Origin of the sequence: Paenibacillus sp. Marseille-Q4541, from assembly GCF_018310695.1 — a bacterium.
GTDB lineage: Bacteria > Bacillota > Bacilli > Paenibacillales > Paenibacillaceae > Paenibacillus.
Window position 1 is genome coordinate 1 of the sequence record NZ_JAGXCY010000016.1, and the last position, 17,875, is coordinate 17,875.

Sequence of the window (17,875 nt, forward strand, 5' to 3'; positions counted from 1 at the left end):
AATTTATACCAATTATGTAAAAAAGAGGTGATTTAAATGTCAGATCTTCTCTCTTATATCTCCTACTTTTACGAATGTCGAAAAATCCAGCTCCTTCTCCTCTTACATGAAAAAAAACTGCCTGTAGAGCTGCTGTTCTATAATGCATATGAAAGTACCAATTTATTTTATGATCATCTGTTCGTTCAGGATCAGAGTCGCTGGTCATATGATGGATATTCCATCACTCGAGAGGATTTAGAACTTTTGAATGTGCATATGGAAGAATTAATTATACCTATACTCTCGGAAGACGAATTAGATTTATTACTGAAAGAAAGACTGATAAATAATCAATTTATTTATATTTGGGGTAATCTTGATTATCTTCCTCACTGGGTCTATGGCCGAGATTATCTCGTCAAAGGTTCCCTGCATTCTGTATTGATTAAAGATTATCAAATGAATGAAGACAAAACCTTATACCTGCTGCAAGATAACTTTCCTGAGTATTGCGATTACGTAGATAGTAGCATCATTAAGAATGCGATTTTCAAGGGCGACCCGGAGTGGACTCACCTATTAACCTTCGTTCGTCTTTCTGGCATAGATGAACAGACAATCATAGAATCTATCACCAATAAATTTACGGTGTGGCGTCAAAATTTGGTTGATGACTTTCAGTTTTACGATCACATTCAATACTTAATTGAACAAGAACCTAATGATCCACACGCATTCTATGAAAGGCTTGAGCATGCTTTATCACTAGTATCCGGTTCTCGGTATCTGTTTAGCCGTTTCTTAGAATACACCGGTGTCTCCGAAGAACTCGTAGCGAGTTTAGATCGATGCGGTCAAATAGCCAAAAGAATGAAAGATGCTTTTACGAAGGCCGCCATAAGCGGCAAGATTAACCGGAGCAAGCTGTCACCATTATGTACAGAGCTAAAGCATCTAGAAATGGAATGCTTTCAAACATTAACAAGTGACAACTTTGCTCCGATCTTATCTATTCCTACTTTGACCTCTAGTTCATCACGATCTAAGTGAACATTGGTTAACGCCCATAGTTATACAACAGAACGCATCTTGAACAGATGGGCGTTAATCCCTCTCCAAGTGTTTCCCGATGTTTCTGAAAATTCTCACTATGAAATACTTCCGTGAGCTCTGCTTCATTTAGATCACCTAAGGTAAACTCAGGGAAAAACTTACACGGATTCACTTTCCCATCGGGCATCACATCAAGCCGATTGGCAATGGATAGACATTGTCCCCGTTCCATCGCAGGTTTTTCAGAACCAAGAACAAACGCTTCTACTTCATCTTGTTCAAGGGCAGGTTGGAAACGAATTCTATTCTTCCATACTCGCTCGTTGATCCGCTGCATCTCTGCTTTTAATGGTTCTATATTCTGTGGCGATACTCGGAATGAAAATGAGTGCCAGCTATAACGCTGTTGCTGCTGTATTGCTTCGAGCCAGTGGAAATGTTCTTCGTAGTAATCGTCCATCTTAGTGGCAATATCTTCTGGGATGTACCACGGAAATACGAAATATACAGTATCTACGCCCAAATCTTCAAAATAAGCCATAAAGTCGTATAGTTTAGTAACCATGGAATCACTGATGGTGAGACTGATCGAAATTCTTCCTTTGTATTCACCTGTCCGTTGCAATTCAAGCAGCATGTTAATCATGTGCACTACTTTCTTAAATGTTCCTTTTCCCCGAATCGCATCATTTTCTTCTTCAAAACCATCCAAGCTGATGAGAAGTGTCATGTCTTCTGATATTTTCAGAATAGAATCGAGATTTTTCTCGATAAGGAGTGCATTCGTGCAAATGGTTGTATTCCGAGGATCCCGGTACAGTAAATCCGCTAACTCTTTAAACTTACTGTAAAATAACGGTTCTCCACCCCATAAAAACAATCTTGATTTTCGCTCACGAGTTTGTTCAAGAATGCTTTCGAGCATAGAAAACTCGATTTCCTGATTTTTTGTTTCTTTGGCCATATCGTGATGAAACCCATCATTTGCCCATTCAAAGCAGTGCTTACATCGTAAATTACAACCATTGTTTAGTTTAATACCAATATCGTCAGGAAGATCCAATGCAAACGTGGGGTCCTGCTTTTGAGCTCTACTTGCCTTTGACATGTTTTGGATTGTACGCTTCACATTTTCAAAAGTGTTTCGGTCGAACTTTGTTAGTGTTTTCGGTTGCATTTTGGTTCCCCTCTCCATAATGAATATAAGTGAAGCACGTTCCATCGTGTCTTAGCGCTTTCTTTAGACAGCCGCCTTCTCCCTCTCCAGGAAAGAAACAAAAGTCTCTATAGAACACATATGTTCATAGTCAAATGTCTCAAAAGCAATTTCCATATCAAAGGCATCTTCAATTGCCAGAACAAAATTGATCATTTGCAAAGAATCCAAACCAATATCTTCAATTATATTTGCTTGAGGAGTTAACGTTGACATCAGTTCCGGTGATCCCTTAATCTCACATAAAATAGTCATAACGGTTTGAATCATTGTTTATTCCTCCTTTTATTTATGCATGCAATAAGAAAACGCTCGTCTATGAATCTGCACCCTGCATGTCCACATGTATTTCACTACACGCTACCTGTACTTCGCATGCATCACCTCCCCCATGTAATATCATCTATTAAATTAACTACATGATGCTTCGTATTACATAAGTTACGGTGAAGATCTTCAAGTACATGCATAGCATAATTTTGTTCTTTCCAAGTATCGTAGTTTATTCCAAGACCGAGTTCTTCCCATAATTCTGCGTTTGCTCGTTCATGATCTCCGAAAGGTTCAAGAAAAATTAATGGAGTAGCAGAAGACAATGAATCGAGTAAAGTTGCTCCCCCTGCCTTGCTAATAATCCCAATACTATTCCTTATCAAATCAAATACCTTTGAATATTTGCCTTCATTCTCAAACCTTAAGGTGTCACCCTTACCACGAATTTGTGCAAACGGAGGAAAATCAAATTCATTATCGTTATTACGTTGCCACGGGTTCCATGTTGGATCCATCATATAATAATGATGAGAAATACGATCAAGTGTCTCAAATGAGATATCCTCGTCATAGTAGGCAATGATATTCAGTGGGATATGGTTCATCGTAAGTTCGGCAATTTTGCTCTTATATGTACCAATTCCCCAACCACCGCCGTGTATCAAAAGTCGTTTATCCCTTCTCTGAAAAGGGACAGGTTCTTCCTCGCTAACGACAATCGTTTGCTTAATCTTGTTCTCACCAGCTGGATACAACCATATGTTGTCAAACTGGTTACATCTCTCCCCGTAGACACTAAAGGACGGCGTGTCGCTTGCGTCAAGACGAATGAGTCGAATGTCCAATTCAGCGAAAGGCATCATATCTCGGTATCGCTCCAACACGGGAATCCAAAATCCAGTTAATGCGAGAAATGTTCTTCTACCGTTCTGCTTCCATTGTTGTAGAAGTACATTTACGCTATCCTCGCCTAGGCTGCTCCGAGTATCTTTAGCTAATTTATATCCCATCTTGGCAACTTTGAAGTTGTCATGAAAAGCCTTTCGGTAACTCGGAATTTTCTCCCTTGTCTCTTGATCGTACAAATGTTCCAACATAAAAATATCTGCTGGTAGCCCTTGATCCCGAAATTGAATCTGCAGTAGCTTTGCTGGTATATACACACCTAATGAATTTCCTGCGCTAAGAATTGTTATCGTCTCTGACAAGTATCAATCCCTCCTTGTAGGATTTAAGAGGATGTTTGCAACAGAGTAAACTGCTCAAACTTATGCAGCATATCGTTTAATTTGGTAGCTTGATTTCCGTAGAAAAGAACAAAGATACGATATAGATGATGATCTGGTTGATGACAAGAAGCAAAAGTATAGATGGTGAATTGATGTTCCTCATCAGGCTGAAGGTCGGTCTCGAGTCTGGATTTCAACTCGTCAAATTGGAGTGAACCCTTTGTCTCAAAACGGATATAACGACTTTCCACATATTTATAAAGTGGCAGTAGCGACTCAATCAGCGGCAGCATGTAGGTAACCTGCGTAAAACGGCCGTTAATTTCAATAACGGGATAGAGATCGTTCTTCGCATCAAGAATGGAGTCAACTCCCGCAATTCCCTGATAACCAAGTTCCCTCAGTACAGCCCCAAGTCGTAGAATTTCGATCTTGTAATGTTCCACAACAGCAGAATCATAAGAAGGGGTATAGTTCGTGCCAATATATACTCCGTATTCATTAATTTTCTGTTCTGTAATCGCAAGCAAATCTGCGGAATAAGGACCAATCCATAGCTGAGCGTTTAACGATTGCTTGGTTGGATGCCAGGATTCCAAGAGCAACTCAAAGGAAGTTCTCCGTTTACGGATGTAGGCCAACAATTGATTGAATTTGAGTTCATTCTCAATTATCGTTAGTCCCTTACCGGAGGAACCATATGCTTGTTTCAATACCGCTTTCGAATATCCGGATGCATGAATTTCACTGTACGCTCTCTCTAGCTCTTGCGGATTACTACAAAACCAACCTTGCGTCACGCAAAACTTGTTTTCTTCAGCAAGCCTTCTAGTAACATATTTACTATTTATGTGTTTCACTACATCCGCATCCGAATCGATCAAGTCCCATTCATACTTTTTGGCAAGTTCAATATTTTCTAGGGTTAAAATAAAGGGCATAAAAGTAAACGTTTCTGGTAACCAACTAGCTGTACATTCTGCTACCTTCCTAGCATCTGTTGTCACACAAATTTGTGGAAGCCTGCCAAGGCAGCTCTGCACATACTTTAAAAAACTCGGTTCAGGAGGATGCTGCAGCCAGACAATGTCTTGTGGTTCTGCAATCCATAACATTTGCTGTTCTTGCTGTTCAATTAACGTCTGCTGGTGCGGATTCACAAACGAGGGGAATAGGCTCACCTCATTCCAGTGTTGATCTTCATTGAAGTTCGCCTGCCATAAGACGCGCTCTGGTCTCGTCTTGCGAAAAGGTTCAAAGTAAATATGGTGATCATTCATGTTCCTGCCCCCTCCTATTCTCATTCACATCATAAATTTGAACTGGTATAGATCTTTAGCGCACGCTTCCAAAGAAGACGAATCAGTATGAAAAATAAAATGGGTGAAAGAATACCCCACATGATTTCAACTGCCGTTAGTTTATGGAGTACAAGTAAAGGGGCGAAATTCGTAATGATAAACACAGGAATAATAAAGATACCTATTCGCTGTATCCATTTGTTATAGATCATGTAAGGCATGTTGTTTGCATCCCATACGGAATATGAGATCTCACTGGCAGCTGTTGTATTCACAAACCAGAATGACAATAGCGAAGGAATGATCATAATACAGTAGGTCATGATCAAACCTGCAATTAAAAAACCGATAAATAACGTTACATTCAAAAAAGTGAACGGGATTTCCGAAGCACTCCAACCGGCTGCAACCATAACTGCTCCAGCAATGATGTTCGGAATCGGCATTCCCACCTCGATATACCTTACTGAGATGAGAAATTGGAGCGATATAGGCTTAACCATCAATAGATCAAGCATCCCACTTCGGACATATTCGGTTAATCGTTGAAAGTTGTTATAGAACAATCCCATGAAAATTCCTGTTAGCAAAATATGTGTCCCCATAAACATTAAGATCGTATCTGGTGTCATACCATCAATATGAACATTCGTTTTATAGACGACGACAACATACAGAAGTTTAGCCATGAGAAAAGCTGTCTCTACGAATATTCCGGTAATAAAATTAATGCGGTATTCCATCTGTGAAATGACCGAGTTTTTTATGAACAACGCGAGAATATACATATGCCGTCTTACTTCGAATACAAGGTTCAACAATTAGCCTCCTAATCCTAGATATCTTTTCATTCCGAGTTTCCAAACAAGATGGCAAATCAGCAGCATAAGAACAACCCACACTCCTTGCCCAATCATTCCCTGCCACATGTCTAATCCAGATATTCTGCCATTCAATAAATTGACAGGAAAGTAAATGAGATAATAGAAAGGCATAAATCGAAATATAAGCTGCACACGTTCTCCGAAAATCTCGAGTGGGAACATTCCACCGCTCATAATATTAATCAGAAGACTCGTAACTACGAAGAAATACGAAATTTCAGATAACCAGAAGGCAACTGCACAAACCGCATACGAAATTAGAAAACTAAGGATAATCGCTAAGAAGAGAGTAAAGAAAAAGAGAATCATACGTTCATCCATCATTTGAAGTTGATAGAAATTATTCAGTGCGAAGGTTAAACTAACAATGAGCAAAATGGAGATGATAAAGTAAATTAGGCGCTGTCCAATATATGAGCTGATTCGATAACCAAAATAATAGATCGGTTGGATGATATATTTGTTCAATCCTCCGCTTTTAATATCTTCGGCAATAGAGTATTCAATATTGGTAATGACAAGCTTAGATACCACCGCGGCTAGAATGGTATACATGATAATTTCTTGATAAGAATACCCGAATACGACATTCTCACCAGAACTAGCATATACCGCTGTCCAAATATAATATTGTACAATCATCGGGAAGAACGCACTTAGCAGAGATAGAAAAAAATTAAACCGATACTCCAGTGAGCTTTGGAAACCAATTCGAAAGGAGACCACATATTTATTCCTAATCATGCGCTACCACTATAAAGTCCGACAATGCCATCTTCAATCTTCGGATCTTCTACCGTAAAATCCACAACAGGGAACTTGTCCAACAAGTACTGCAAGCAGATTCTCACTTCTTCTTTGCCCACCTCGATGACAGAATAGGAGCCATCCGTCTCCTTGACCTCACCAAATGCTCTTAGTAGTTCCGTTGAAATTGGTTCCGAAAAATACAACGTAATTAACTTTCGTTCATCTTTATATGTATTTACTTTTTTCAGTTCCCCATCGTATAAAATTGAGCCTGCGTTAATCAAGATGACCCTTGAGCAGAGATCCTCAATATCCTTCATATAATGGCTCGTTAATATGACAGTAGCGTGGTATTGCTCGTTATAATATTTCAGAAAATTACGGACTGATCTTTGCGACATCATATCTAGCCCAATTGTTGGCTCATCGAGAAACATCAGCTTCGGTCTGTGAATCAAAGAAGCGATGAGTTCCATCTTCATTCGCTCTCCCAAGGAAAGTCTACGCACCTGCACACCTAGAAGTTCTTTCACATCAAGCAACTCCGACAGTTCTTCGAGTGTTCTTTGATAACTTTCATCAGGCACCTGATAAATACATTTATTCAGAAATATAGATTCTCCAGCCGGCAAATCAGGCCATAACTGGCTTTTCTGACCCATAACTATGGAAAATATTTGTTTGAATTGCTTTTTGCGTTCCCAGGGGGTATATCCAAAAATATTTACGGTTCCTGAGGTTGGATACAAAATACCTGATAACATTTTGAGTGTAGTCGTCTTGCCTGCTCCATTAGGTCCGAGAAATCCAACCATTTCACCTTCCTCAATGGAAAATGACACATCATTAACGGCTTTTTTCACAAGTTTCTGCCGAAAAAACAAGTTTTGGAGAGATTTCCTCATTCCAATTTCTTTTTTGTAATATTCAAATTCTTTTTGCAAATGACGGACTTCTATGGCATTACTCATGTTCCATTCCCTCCCTCCAGAAATAAAATCATCTTCATGAAAACCAAAATACGACCATAATATTCATTAATTGTAAGTAAATGTATTATCCTCTGTCTAGAGAACGATCTGATGATTGAGGGGGAAAATATTAAGATATGTTAGTAGTTACATGTTAGATAGATAACAAAATAAGCAAATTCTAATGAGGAAAAGAGTTGCATACATAAAAAATCCGCACAAACTTTTTCGTTTGTACGGATTCTTGGAATTTGAAATGGAGTAAACAATTGAGGATACATATGTCTCGGTTTTATGTTAACAAGATACTAACAAGGATGATGGAGCCAATCACACCGCCAAATATAATCCAAGCAAGTGGTCTTGCATGATTAATGGTCCAGCCGTATCCCATTCTTTTTTCTACAAACAAGGAAGGATCAGCAGGATTAAAATAAAACATCCCAAGCTTCCAATTGTCATCATCATCACGCGGTGGTCTAGAAGAATGTGCTACAGGAGATTTCACCCTGCTACCGCCTTGACCTGTCGTGACATACAGAATACCTACGCCGACTAAGATTAAGACAACTACCGATATAACGACTACGGCTAGTATTCCTGGGTCCACGGGATATAACATCTGGAACTGCATGAAGCTGAATAGCAAGATGAGCATAAGCGATGTAAACAAGTTAAACATAGAATTACGCATCCGAAAAATCCGGTTTTTCTCCAGCGACACCTCTGTATGCTCCGTGTCCACCTGTTGTTTGCTGCGATAAATGATCGTATTAATAAACAGAAAGAGCAAGGTCATCATGATCTGCATAACGACAGGCATAAACACGGTACCGATCGTCTTATCCTTAATTGTCGTTGGATTGCCTTGCAAATCATATTGCATCACAATATGTTCAGGGAACAGGTCATAGTTGAACAGAGTAAAGAGAAAAGTCCCTAAAATAATCACGAGGTGAATCAAATACCACTTTTTAGAGAGAACAAGCCTTTGTTTACGAAAGTTCATATCAATGGTTAGCTTCACCTGAGGAATTTTCATGTCCGCAAGATGCTCTGCTTTGTACTTTTTCATTTTTTTGTGGAAATAAAATAGAGTGAGGAACTGGAATACAACCGTAATAACCACATATGCAGTAATCCAAATGGCCGACTCATTCGCCGAATCCGAACTTTTTATTGTCATCATCATTGCGATGATGAGAACAACGGTCTGAATTAAAAAATTAATAGTAGCGTATAATTTACGCATCTTTTTCAGCGCAGCGCTGTGGAATACCTCCTCACTTACGGTAACCCCAAAACTCTCCGTCTGTCTCGTAAAGAAAGGAACCAGAGAAGTAAGGACAGCCATCGGCAAAAATAAAGTGAGTAGCATTACAAAATGGATCCACGACATAAACATCTCTCCTTTTATTTTTGGTTAACTAGCAAGTTACATGGGTTTGATTTCATCATAAATTTGCTCCATCATATCTTTCATTTCTTGAAGCGTAACACCTCTCAAAATGCCTTCCGCAATTAGCGGCCTGATCTGTGAACATTGTTTGTTAGTAAATTCCTGATCTGCAGCCGGCATCCCATTCGGATTAACGACTACACCCTTCTGACGATGAATGTGAATATAGTCCTCCTGTTTTAGAAGTTGATACGCTTTATTCACTGTATGCAAATTGATACCAATGTCCGAAGCAAGGCTACGTACTGATGGTAACGCCTCTCCTGGCGCAAGGGCCCCACTTGCAATGCCCTCGATAATCTGATTCGTCAGCTGAGTATAAATAGGTAATTCGGATTGCATATCAAGTTCAATAATCATACTTTGTTAACACCTCCACACTTTATGTTTGTCTGTTATATTTGTAGTATAACAGATACATTATGTGTATGTAAATAAACAAGTATTAGTTCTTGCTACATAAGAAAACGCTCTGCTAATCCAACTTCTCTCTTGACTGAACAGAAAAAACCAAGATGAGTATGTACTCATCTTGGTTTTTTCTTCTGATCGATAGGGTGTACCTAAAGTTTATACTTCAATGAGGGGAGGTTGAGCGTTCCCATTCTTTTAATATTCGGAACGCATATTCATTGCTATCTCCGCACATATCTCGTTCTGGCTGTAGATTGCCGCATACTTTAGGCCTGACAGGAAGTCCATATAACTTACAACGGTGATCTTCCGTCAGCTGCACACACTTCACTCCTGCCGGCTTTCCGTCAGGCATGCCCGGAATAGGTGAGGAGATGGATATAACGATACAACAAGCACCACAACCCGTTCTACACTCCATTTCACATCCTCCTCGTCCACTGAGCATGGATTTGTACAAGTATATGCTGCTGACCGAGTTATATCACTTCATCAGTACTGTTTTTTACACTATACCGATGAAGTTGTCCGGGAGCCCCCTTAAAGAGGATTTGTTTATTCTCAATCAGCCATCGAAGGCGATACTCTAAAAAATCTTTGCGAAGATAATAAGAAGGTCTCTTCAGCAGAACTTCACTCACTACTTTGGATGCTGGAACATACTGGTCTGGATAGAGCGGTGATTGTTCTGTCATGACCTGTTGAAGGTCTTGATCGAGCACATCATCTGTACATAAACGGAAGAGACCGTTCTCCCATATGCGAAATAGTGTACGATCGGTAGAAATACGCTCCCATTCTTTCACGAAATCCGATCTTTCTTCTTGAGTAAGTATCCTTAGCTCATTTAACTTATGTAAAAAAGGGATATAATCAGTTACCTTCAGCTGAGACAAACTTACCGGATACGAACTGGGAACAGCAAGATCATTTAATTCATCCTTTATCGGTGTACCCTGAGTCGGATTCACTAATGAAATGTTCATCTCTCGATCCTTAATCAGAGATAATACAAATCTGACCCCGATCTGATCATGTGCATGGTCACCGTGCCATATGCTTATGTTCGTATGATCTGGAAGAGACTCAATCGTCTCAACAATTCTACCTGTTTGATGATCAGGATTATAAGTATACAACCGCTCATAATTTGACAGCCGTTCCGATAACCAAGTTAACCGCTTATTCTCTCCCCCTGCTTGATGAAGCTGTTCCAAGGGGCCATATGCAAACCAATCATTAAATGAAATCACTTGATGAACATGTCGTATCTCCGCCTTATGGAGAGCCGCCTTTAGAATTCCTTGCTCTGACATTCCAAACATGAAATGCACATGCTGATTGGTCAAGGGCTACCCACCTCTTTTTCTCCGATGATATAACGATTGTATTCCGATTAGGAAGAGCTCTATACGTATAAGGTTTCCTACAACGGCTTTATGTAATAACGATACAGTGCAGTAGGAGGACCGATGAAATCAAGTTTTCTCGCGCCAATCAACTCTTTGATCCGGTAGTCAAAAAATAGATCACTCATCAGCTCAGGATAACGATTCATCAGTATATCTAGGGTATATCCTGCTTTTATATAGTCCAATTTCTTATGTTCATCATCTATAGAATCTCGGTCCCTATATATTTCTTTTACTACAGTCATGATCCTTTCATCATAATCATCTACCGGCAGATAATGTAATTCTCCTTGCAGCCAAACCCGAAGATTTTCTTCACGTGTAGATATCTGAATCCACTCTTCTGCATAGCTACTTCTCTCCTCAACGGACAGTGGAGATGGTTTGCACTGTAAAATAAGCAGAACTACCTTGTCAGAGTCCATCTGTCCGAATGACATCAGTGGCCAATCTACTTGCATTTCTGTTAAAGATTCTTCTCCAAGAGCTCCATTTTGAAGGGAATGATAAGATTCTACTGCATTGATAACCCTTACTGTTGCCTTTACGTCTCGCAGCACAAACAACATGAGCCGTAGAAAGATTTGCTCGTGAGCATTGTTTCCCGTCCAGATCGTAATGACTTTATCAGCAGGAATTCCCGCCAAAACGGGTTGCAGCGCAGATACATCATTATGGCGATGAAATAAATAGTAATCATGTCCAAGACGATTCGCTAACCAGAGCATCCGTCTCATTTTGCCTTCGGATTCCATCAAATCCTTTAGTGGACCAATTGAGAAAAAATCCTCAATGTAATACACAACATAATTTCGGGGGACTTCCGCCTTCGACAAAGAAACTTTTAGCAGGCCTGCAGCAGAAGCGCTAGATACAATATGAATATGCTCAGGAGCGCCTTCCTCCGTAAAAGATTCAATACGAGATTTCAGAAGTGCATCATTCCACTCACTGGTGATCTTCGTTGAAAGCATGCTATCTGACACACTGTCATCTTGCTTCTGCACTTCACATTCCTGCAGTACAAACTGAACGAATTCTTCAAGTTTATGCGGTTTCATCAACTGTACTTCATTCGAGAAATGATCTTTAATCCTAGCTCCTCCTTACCGTCATATGACTCAAGTGAATCTCTTGGAAACCGAATGTTCTTTTTGAAGCTTATAAGAACTAAGTTCCACTATTTCAATACAACTGTTGGAATCAGGAGAATGAATCATCCTGTCCTCACCTATATATATACCTACGTGATGGACACGACCTTTTCCTTCTTCATAAGCGAAAAAAAGCAAATCTCCGGAGCGTAAGTTTTCTCTTGTAATATTTATTCCTGCTTTGGCTTGGTCCGAGGCATCCCTCGGAATTCTGATACCTTGGGATGCATGCATACTATAGGCAAAGCCGGAACAGTCGTATCCATATGCAGATAAGCCACCCCATAAATAAGGTAGCTGGACGAACTTTAAAGCCTCTTGTTTGATCCGTTCCCCTTTTTCTTGCCCACCTACAGGAACACTCATTTGACTTGTCTGGGCGATCATCACATCCCTTGAAGGTAATGCCCCGTCCCCGTGGGGTGTCTCTACAATAATGTCCTCACCTACTTCCCTCACATAGGGGAGAAGTGTCATATAACTTAACTCAAGAGGGGAATCCGTCTCTGCTTTGTCACGCGTCAGTAATGTCTTACGTGCTGTTACCTGAACAATCCTATCTACGTTTACCGGTATCCATTCCGATAACTGAGAAGTGGGTACCCATCCTGGATATCCTAGACTATTTTTACTTGTTGGCTGATCAGGAATTCGTACTTCCGACCAGCCGTCAATTTCCCGAACCACCCATAGTTCCTGCCCGAAAAGCACCTGCGTCTGTGTTCGATTCGCGGTACATAAATCAAGTCTTTCCTCAGCAGACATCTCTTTTGCCCATTTGCCAATCTCGGGCAGCTCTATCAAAATAATCTGGTCTAGCTCACGTGGTGACTCGGGCTTAGTCCAGATGGTAGCAACGGAAACTGCTACTGTTTTTTTCAGCATGGAAACAGAGGGGTGTGATTCATGTCTCGATCCGTTCATCAGCTCACCTCCATTCCCTCTCTCATGATGACATCTTCTATGCCGAGGCCCGTTGTTTGGGCGAAACTCATCTTCCGTCCCTCATAGATGACCCCTCCAATAACATCATCTGACTGCATGAGTAGAGGCGCATCAAAATCAAACCTTGTAATATTTTTTTTGCTAGCAGCAAAATGTGCAGCGGCACTTACCGCAATACGTGATTCAATCATGCTACCTACCATACACTCTACGCCATACTCTTCTGCAATTTGGTTAATTAGCTGCGCCTTATAGATGCCTCCCGCTTTCATTAACTTAATGTTAATGAGATCTGCTGCTCTTGACTGAAGTACTTCAAGTGCCTGTAAGGGGGTGAATACACTTTCATCTGCCATAATCAGCGTGTCAACAGCATCTGTTACGGCTTTCAATCCTGCGAGATCACCTGCGCGAACGGGCTGTTCAACCAGTTCAATCCCGAGGTCCAACTCTTCCATTTTACGTATTGAACGTATGGCATCCTTCACTTGCCAACCTTGATTTGCATCTAATCTGATCTTTATCTCATAGCCTATACGTTCTCGTATCTGCTGAATCCGAATAATATCTTCATCTACAGAGCCTTTTCCCACCTTGATTTTAAGCACGTTAAATCCTGCATCTACACACTTTACTGCCTCATCTGCCATTTCAGAGGACGATCCGACGCTCACCGTATAATCCGTCTCAATTTCGCTGCGATATCCGCCCAAAAATTGATAAAGTGGCAGGCCAGACAGCTGAGCAACCAAATCATAAATTGCCATATCCACAGCTGCTTTTGCACTGCTGGAACCAACGATGACAGCATGTAGAGACTGCATGAGCCGCTCGTAGGAAAGAAGGCTTTTTCCGATAAGTACTGGCTTGATCATATGGACAATGGCTGACTCAATACTATCTAAACTGTCTCCTGTAATGACAACAGTAGAAGGTGCTTCGCCCCATCCTACTTTCCCTCCTGCTTCGGTTATACGAACAAGTACGGATTCGCTTTGTGTCACCGTTCTCAAGGCCGTTTTAAATGGTTTAGATAGCGGAGTATATTTGCGCATGACTTCAATATTTTGAATATACACGGGTGACTTACCTCCTTTATTCAGTTACAGCAGGACCTCTCCAAATGAGCGTCTTATCTGCGGTGGAAAGTTCAGCTTCAAGACCTAGCGGGATTGCAATATTAGGAGAACAATGACCAATACAAAAGCCGGCAAGGGCAGGTTTCCCTGCTTTTTTCAAATAATGAATAATAACTTCTTCAAGAGAGAAAGATATTTTCCGCTGCGGCTCACACTCATGAAAATCTCCAACAATGATTCCAGCGGCATCCTTTAGTTTTCCAGCCTGAAGTAATTGGTTCAGCATACGGTCAATTCGGTACGGCTCTTCATCAATATCTTCCATGAGCAGAAGCCGGTCTTTCGTATCTATTTCATGGGGTGTACCTAAGCTCGAGACGATGAGAGATAGATTTCCACCAACAACGACACCGCTTGCCGTTCCCTCCACAAGGGTGGTAAGTTCAGAAATATCTTCTGTGTACTGAACGGGCGTTGGATGGAACAACTGATGAAAACCAGACAGTGTGAACGGATGGAGCGATTCAGCGCATAAAGAGGTAAGCATCGGACCATGAAAAGTAACAAGCCCTGTCTGCTTATAAATCGCTTGATGCAAAAAAGTAATATCGCTGAATCCCCAAAAGATTTTAGGGTTAGCTTTAATAGTCTCATAATCAAGCAAATCTACAATCCGTGCTGTACCGTATCCTCCCCGTGCACAAATAATGGCTTTAATCTCTGGATTCCGAAACATGTCATTCAGTTCCCTGGCTCTTTCTTCATCTGTACCTGCTAAATAGCCATGCTGGCGGTACAAACTGTGACCAAGTTCCACTCTGAGCCCAAGTTGAATTAGATACCCTGCAGCTCTTTCCATCTCTACCGGATCTCCAAAACTCGCGGGTGCCGTAATTCCGATAAGATCTCCTGAGTACAGTTTCTTTGGAAGGACTACATTCATGATCATTCATCCCCCTATCCTCTATAGAAAAGAAACCCCAGTGACCTGCTTTCAAGATCACTGGGAGAAGCTACTTTATTTTAGTTCAGCCAGCTTATAGTCGATATAGCCGTATGCGTGTCTGAGTACCCCCGTTAAACCTTCTGCTTGCATATAAACCGAGTTATAAAAATAGAGAGGCATAATAGGCATCTCTTCCATAAGTATGCTTTCCGCTTCGTGCAAATACCCCGTTCGTTTCACCTGATCTGACTCGTTATAAGCATCGTTAATCAATTTATCAAAATTTGGATTACTCCAGCCTGTCCGGTTGTTCGGACTGTCTGATACAAAGATGTCGAGGAAGTTAATTGGATCGGCAAAATCAGGAAGCCAAGATGATCTCGATAATTGAAGCTGTAATTTTTTTTGTTCGTCTGTCAGCACTTTTCCTTCCTTACTCTCAAGGGCAATGTCTACACCTAAGTTTGATTTCAACATGGCTTGAATCGTTTCGGCAATTTTTTGGTGAAGATCGTTTGTACTATAGGTAAGTGTTACAGCGGGAATTGTCGTGTACCCTTCCTCTTTCATCCCTTCAGCAAGCAGGCGTTTTGCTTCTTCGATATCCGTTTTGACCAGTTCTCCTCCGGCATCGCGGAAGTCACTGCCATCTGGGTCTTGCAAACCGTAAGATACAAAACCGGTAGCCGGTTTCTGTTTTTGTTTTACGACCAGATCCACAATCTGCTGTCTGTCCACTGCCATCGTGAACGCTTGACGAATCTTAGCATTACTGAAAGGCTCCATATTTGTATTGTAACGATAGAAATACGTCCCCGCTGAATCTTCCACCTTCGCTTTATTGTCTGTAATGAGAGATTCGATCAGATCTGGAGGCAGCGTACCGCTGATGTGAAGTTCCCCGCTTTGGTACAACTGATAAGCAGTCGTAGAATCGTCAACCATCTTAAAAGTAACCCCATCCAGTTTCACTTTAGCGGCATCCCAATACTGATCATTTTTCACCATTTTAATTTCGGCATCATGTTTCCATTCCGTCAGCTTAAAAGGTCCGTTACTTAGAATTGTGGAAGCATCTGCGGCCCACTCCGGGTTACCTTCTACCGTTGCTTGATGTACAGGAAAGAAAGCAGGGTTCGCGAGCATACCTAGTAACCAAGGAGCTGGTTTTGCAAGTATGATTTGCAGTGTATGATCATCTGTCGCCGTTACTTTGACATCATCTGCGGTTGCTTCCCCTGAGTTAAATGTTTCTGCCCCTTCAAAAACATAAGCAAGAGGAGCGGAAGCTGCCCCCACATTAGGATCCAGCATACGTTTGAATGCGAATTCGAAATCAGAAGCTTTAACAGGATCTCCATTCGACCATTTCGCGTCATCGCGGAGCTTAAAGGTGTATTCTTTTTCATCCTCAGATACAGTCCATTCACTAGCCACACCCGGCCCAGGTGTATGATCGTCTTTTAGCCGGGTAAGACCTTCCATGAAATTGTTCAGCACATCGTAGGAAACTTGGTCGAAACCGATTGGCGGATCCAGAGAAGTAGGTTCTTTTCGGTTATTCACAAGTAGAATTTTCTGACCACCTTCTGCTCCCCCAGCTGCCTCGCCGCCCTCTTCACCACCACATGCAGTAAGGAGTAAACTCATGACGAGTACACAATTCAGTAGAACAAATGACCACTTTTTCTTCATCCTCTTCTCTCCCCCTCTAGATTCATAACATACAAGTTTCCGGCATGTTACATAACAACCGGTTCGAGCTCTTTACGGTGCGAATTCTCTTTTTGCCGGAGTACTGATTTCGCCCTTTCATCGTTAAGCCAGCAGGCAGCATAATGGCTGTCGAAACCACCTACTTGAACATTTGGAGGTTCATAGGATCTGCACACTTCCATCGCATGGGGACATCGAACAGCAAAAGCGCAGCCTTCCGGCGGTGCAAAGAGATCGGGTGGAGTTCCCGGTATGGATGTCAGCGGGCTTCCTTTATCCCCATCAATTCGGGGCATAGAAGCAAGAAGACCTTCAGTATAGGGATGTTTAGGATCATAGAAAATGTCTCTGACCGTACCAGACTCCACTATTTTCCCTGCATACATGACACAGACTCGTTTCGCAAGATTAGCTACTACGCCCAGATCATGCGTAATGATGATGATGGAGACACCTATTTCTTGTTGAAGCATTTTGAATAAATCAAGGATCTGAGCTTGTATCGTTACATCCAGTGCGGTAGTCGGCTCATCTGCAATAAGAATGGAAGGATTACCAATGGCTGCAATCGCAATCATCACACGCTGGCGCATTCCGCCGCTGAATTCGTGTAAATGCTGCTTGAGACGAACTTCTGGGTCTTTCATACCGATTAGCTTTAACATCTGGATCGCTTTTTTCCTAGCATCTGAGCGTGATAACTTCTGGTGATGGCGTATTCCCTCCATCAACTGTTCTCCAATGTTAATCGTTGGGTTCAGTGCCGTCATCGCATCTTGAAAAATCATCGTCAGCTCGGAACCGCGAATTTTCCTCATCTGCTTCTCGCTGTGATGAATCAATTCCTGATTCTTGTATTTGATACTTCCACTTGTTATTTTAGCTGTGTCTTTGGGAAGCAGTTTCATGATGCTTCTGGCCGTTACGCTTTTTCCGCTGCCTGATTCTCCAACAATGGCAAGTGTCTCCCCTTGGTTCAGTGTAAAACTAGCCCCGCGTACTGCCTGAACATGTCCTCCATAAGTGGAAAAGGAAACGTGAAGATCACTAACTTCTAACAAAGGTTCACCTGTGTATCTCGCACTCATCTG

The 17,875-nt window shown here is 41.4% G+C and carries 18 protein-coding genes; 1 reads left to right on the top strand and 17 read right to left on the bottom strand.

The window, feature by feature from the left end; genetic code table 11:
* Positions 1–36: 36 nt before the first annotated feature.
* The gene (locus KFT32_RS16025; protein ID WP_211748240.1) at positions 37–1,032 is read left to right on the top strand and encodes a hypothetical protein; all 996 of its coding nucleotides are present in this window, start codon (positions 37–39) and stop codon (positions 1,030–1,032) included.
* 7 nt (positions 1,033–1,039) lie between these two features.
* On the opposite strand, the gene KFT32_RS16030 is transcribed toward KFT32_RS16025, so the two are convergent.
* The 17 genes from KFT32_RS16030 to KFT32_RS16110 form a co-directional block, all read right to left on the bottom strand.
* Entirely contained in the window at positions 1,040–2,212 is a 1,173-nt protein-coding gene (locus KFT32_RS16030) for a radical SAM protein (protein ID WP_211748241.1), read from the bottom strand.
* A 63-nt stretch (positions 2,213–2,275) separates the two neighbouring features.
* Positions 2,276–2,521: an acyl carrier protein gene (locus KFT32_RS16035; RefSeq protein WP_211748242.1), complete on the bottom strand. Its 246-nt coding sequence runs from the start codon at positions 2,519–2,521 to the stop codon at positions 2,276–2,278.
* Positions 2,522–2,631: 110 nt separating this feature from the next.
* The gene (locus KFT32_RS16040; protein WP_211748243.1) at positions 2,632–3,732 is read right to left on the bottom strand and encodes a hypothetical protein; all 1,101 of its coding nucleotides are present in this window, start codon (positions 3,730–3,732) and stop codon (positions 2,632–2,634) included.
* A gap of 23 nt (positions 3,733–3,755) precedes the next feature.
* Positions 3,756–5,033 carry an ATP-grasp domain-containing protein gene (locus KFT32_RS16045; RefSeq protein ID WP_211748244.1) on the bottom strand — a complete coding sequence of 426 codons (1,278 nt, stop codon included), beginning with the start codon at positions 5,031–5,033 and terminating at the stop codon, positions 3,756–3,758.
* Between the two features lie 29 nt (positions 5,034–5,062).
* A complete protein-coding gene (locus KFT32_RS16050) occupies positions 5,063–5,872 on the bottom strand; it encodes an ABC transporter permease (protein WP_211748245.1) in 810 nt (269 codons plus the stop codon).
* Positions 5,873–5,875: 3 nt separating this feature from the next.
* The gene (locus tag KFT32_RS16055; protein ID WP_211748246.1) at positions 5,876–6,682 is read right to left on the bottom strand and encodes an ABC transporter permease; all 807 of its coding nucleotides are present in this window, start codon (positions 6,680–6,682) and stop codon (positions 5,876–5,878) included.
* Positions 6,679–7,659, bottom strand: coding sequence for an ABC transporter ATP-binding protein (locus tag KFT32_RS16060; RefSeq protein ID WP_211748247.1), 981 nt, complete (start codon positions 7,657–7,659; stop codon positions 6,679–6,681). Before KFT32_RS16060 ends, KFT32_RS16055 begins: the two co-directional genes overlap by 4 nt.
* A gap of 292 nt (positions 7,660–7,951) precedes the next feature.
* Positions 7,952–9,058: a DUF1648 domain-containing protein gene (locus KFT32_RS16065; protein WP_211748248.1), complete on the bottom strand. Its 1,107-nt coding sequence runs from the start codon at positions 9,056–9,058 to the stop codon at positions 7,952–7,954.
* A gap of 36 nt (positions 9,059–9,094) precedes the next feature.
* On the bottom strand, positions 9,095–9,478 hold the full coding sequence (locus tag KFT32_RS16070; protein ID WP_211748249.1) for a GntR family transcriptional regulator: 384 nt from the start codon (positions 9,476–9,478) through the stop codon (positions 9,095–9,097).
* Between the two features lie 217 nt (positions 9,479–9,695).
* On the bottom strand, positions 9,696–9,953 hold the full coding sequence (locus KFT32_RS16075) for a YkgJ family cysteine cluster protein (RefSeq protein ID WP_211748250.1): 258 nt from the start codon (positions 9,951–9,953) through the stop codon (positions 9,696–9,698).
* Between the two features lie 58 nt (positions 9,954–10,011).
* A complete protein-coding gene (locus KFT32_RS16080) occupies positions 10,012–10,881 on the bottom strand; it encodes a DUF1835 domain-containing protein (RefSeq protein ID WP_211748251.1) in 870 nt (289 codons plus the stop codon).
* Between the two features lie 77 nt (positions 10,882–10,958).
* Positions 10,959–12,005, bottom strand: a complete 1,047-nt coding sequence (locus KFT32_RS16085) for a DUF1835 domain-containing protein (RefSeq protein ID WP_211748252.1) — start codon at positions 12,003–12,005, stop codon at positions 10,959–10,961.
* Positions 12,006–12,065: 60 nt separating this feature from the next.
* On the bottom strand, positions 12,066–13,022 hold the full coding sequence (locus KFT32_RS16090) for a C40 family peptidase (RefSeq protein WP_249435926.1): 957 nt from the start codon (positions 13,020–13,022) through the stop codon (positions 12,066–12,068).
* Positions 13,022–14,122 (bottom strand): dipeptide epimerase, encoded by a 1,101-nt coding sequence (locus KFT32_RS16095; protein ID WP_349304918.1) that lies wholly within the window; start codon positions 14,120–14,122, stop codon positions 13,022–13,024. The genes KFT32_RS16090 and KFT32_RS16095 overlap by 1 nt, the downstream gene beginning before the upstream one ends.
* A 16-nt stretch (positions 14,123–14,138) precedes the next feature.
* Positions 14,139–15,065 carry a S66 peptidase family protein gene (locus KFT32_RS16100; protein WP_211748253.1) on the bottom strand — a complete coding sequence of 309 codons (927 nt, stop codon included), beginning with the start codon at positions 15,063–15,065 and terminating at the stop codon, positions 14,139–14,141.
* A gap of 75 nt (positions 15,066–15,140) precedes the next feature.
* Positions 15,141–16,763 carry a peptide ABC transporter substrate-binding protein gene (locus KFT32_RS16105; RefSeq protein ID WP_211748254.1) on the bottom strand — a complete coding sequence of 541 codons (1,623 nt, stop codon included), beginning with the start codon at positions 16,761–16,763 and terminating at the stop codon, positions 15,141–15,143.
* Between the two features lie 47 nt (positions 16,764–16,810).
* Positions 16,811–17,872 (bottom strand): ABC transporter ATP-binding protein, encoded by a 1,062-nt coding sequence (locus KFT32_RS16110; protein WP_211748255.1) that lies wholly within the window; start codon positions 17,870–17,872, stop codon positions 16,811–16,813.
* Between the last annotated feature and the right edge of the window lie 3 nt (positions 17,873–17,875).

Bases quoted from the DNA above. Each gene is read 5' to 3' on its own strand.
- KFT32_RS16025 (WP_211748240.1), top strand. From the start codon at position 37: ATGTCAGATCTTCTCTCTTATATCTCCTACTTTTACGAATGTCGAAAA.
- KFT32_RS16030 (WP_211748241.1), bottom strand. From the start codon at position 2,212: ATGCAACCGAAAACACTAACAAAGTTCGACCGAAACACTTTTGAAAAT.
- KFT32_RS16035 (WP_211748242.1), bottom strand. From the start codon at position 2,521: ATGATTCAAACCGTTATGACTATTTTATGTGAGATTAAGGGATCACCG.
- KFT32_RS16045 (WP_211748244.1), bottom strand. From the start codon at position 5,033: ATGAATGATCACCATATTTACTTTGAACCTTTTCGCAAGACGAGACCA.
- KFT32_RS16055 (WP_211748246.1), bottom strand. From the start codon at position 6,682: ATGATTAGGAATAAATATGTGGTCTCCTTTCGAATTGGTTTCCAAAGC.
- KFT32_RS16060 (WP_211748247.1), bottom strand. From the start codon at position 7,659: ATGAGTAATGCCATAGAAGTCCGTCATTTGCAAAAAGAATTTGAATAT.
- KFT32_RS16065 (WP_211748248.1), bottom strand. From the start codon at position 9,058: ATGTCGTGGATCCATTTTGTAATGCTACTCACTTTATTTTTGCCGATG.
- KFT32_RS16070 (WP_211748249.1), bottom strand. From the start codon at position 9,478: ATGATTATTGAACTTGATATGCAATCCGAATTACCTATTTATACTCAG.
- KFT32_RS16075 (WP_211748250.1), bottom strand. From the start codon at position 9,953: ATGGAGTGTAGAACGGGTTGTGGTGCTTGTTGTATCGTTATATCCATC.
- KFT32_RS16085 (WP_211748252.1), bottom strand. From the start codon at position 12,005: ATGAAACCGCATAAACTTGAAGAATTCGTTCAGTTTGTACTGCAGGAA.
- KFT32_RS16090 (WP_249435926.1), bottom strand. From the start codon at position 13,022: ATGAACGGATCGAGACATGAATCACACCCCTCTGTTTCCATGCTGAAA.
- KFT32_RS16100 (WP_211748253.1), bottom strand. From the start codon at position 15,065: ATGAATGTAGTCCTTCCAAAGAAACTGTACTCAGGAGATCTTATCGGA.
- KFT32_RS16105 (WP_211748254.1), bottom strand. From the start codon at position 16,763: ATGAAGAAAAAGTGGTCATTTGTTCTACTGAATTGTGTACTCGTCATG.
- KFT32_RS16110 (WP_211748255.1), bottom strand. From the start codon at position 17,872: ATGAGTGCGAGATACACAGGTGAACCTTTGTTAGAAGTTAGTGATCTT.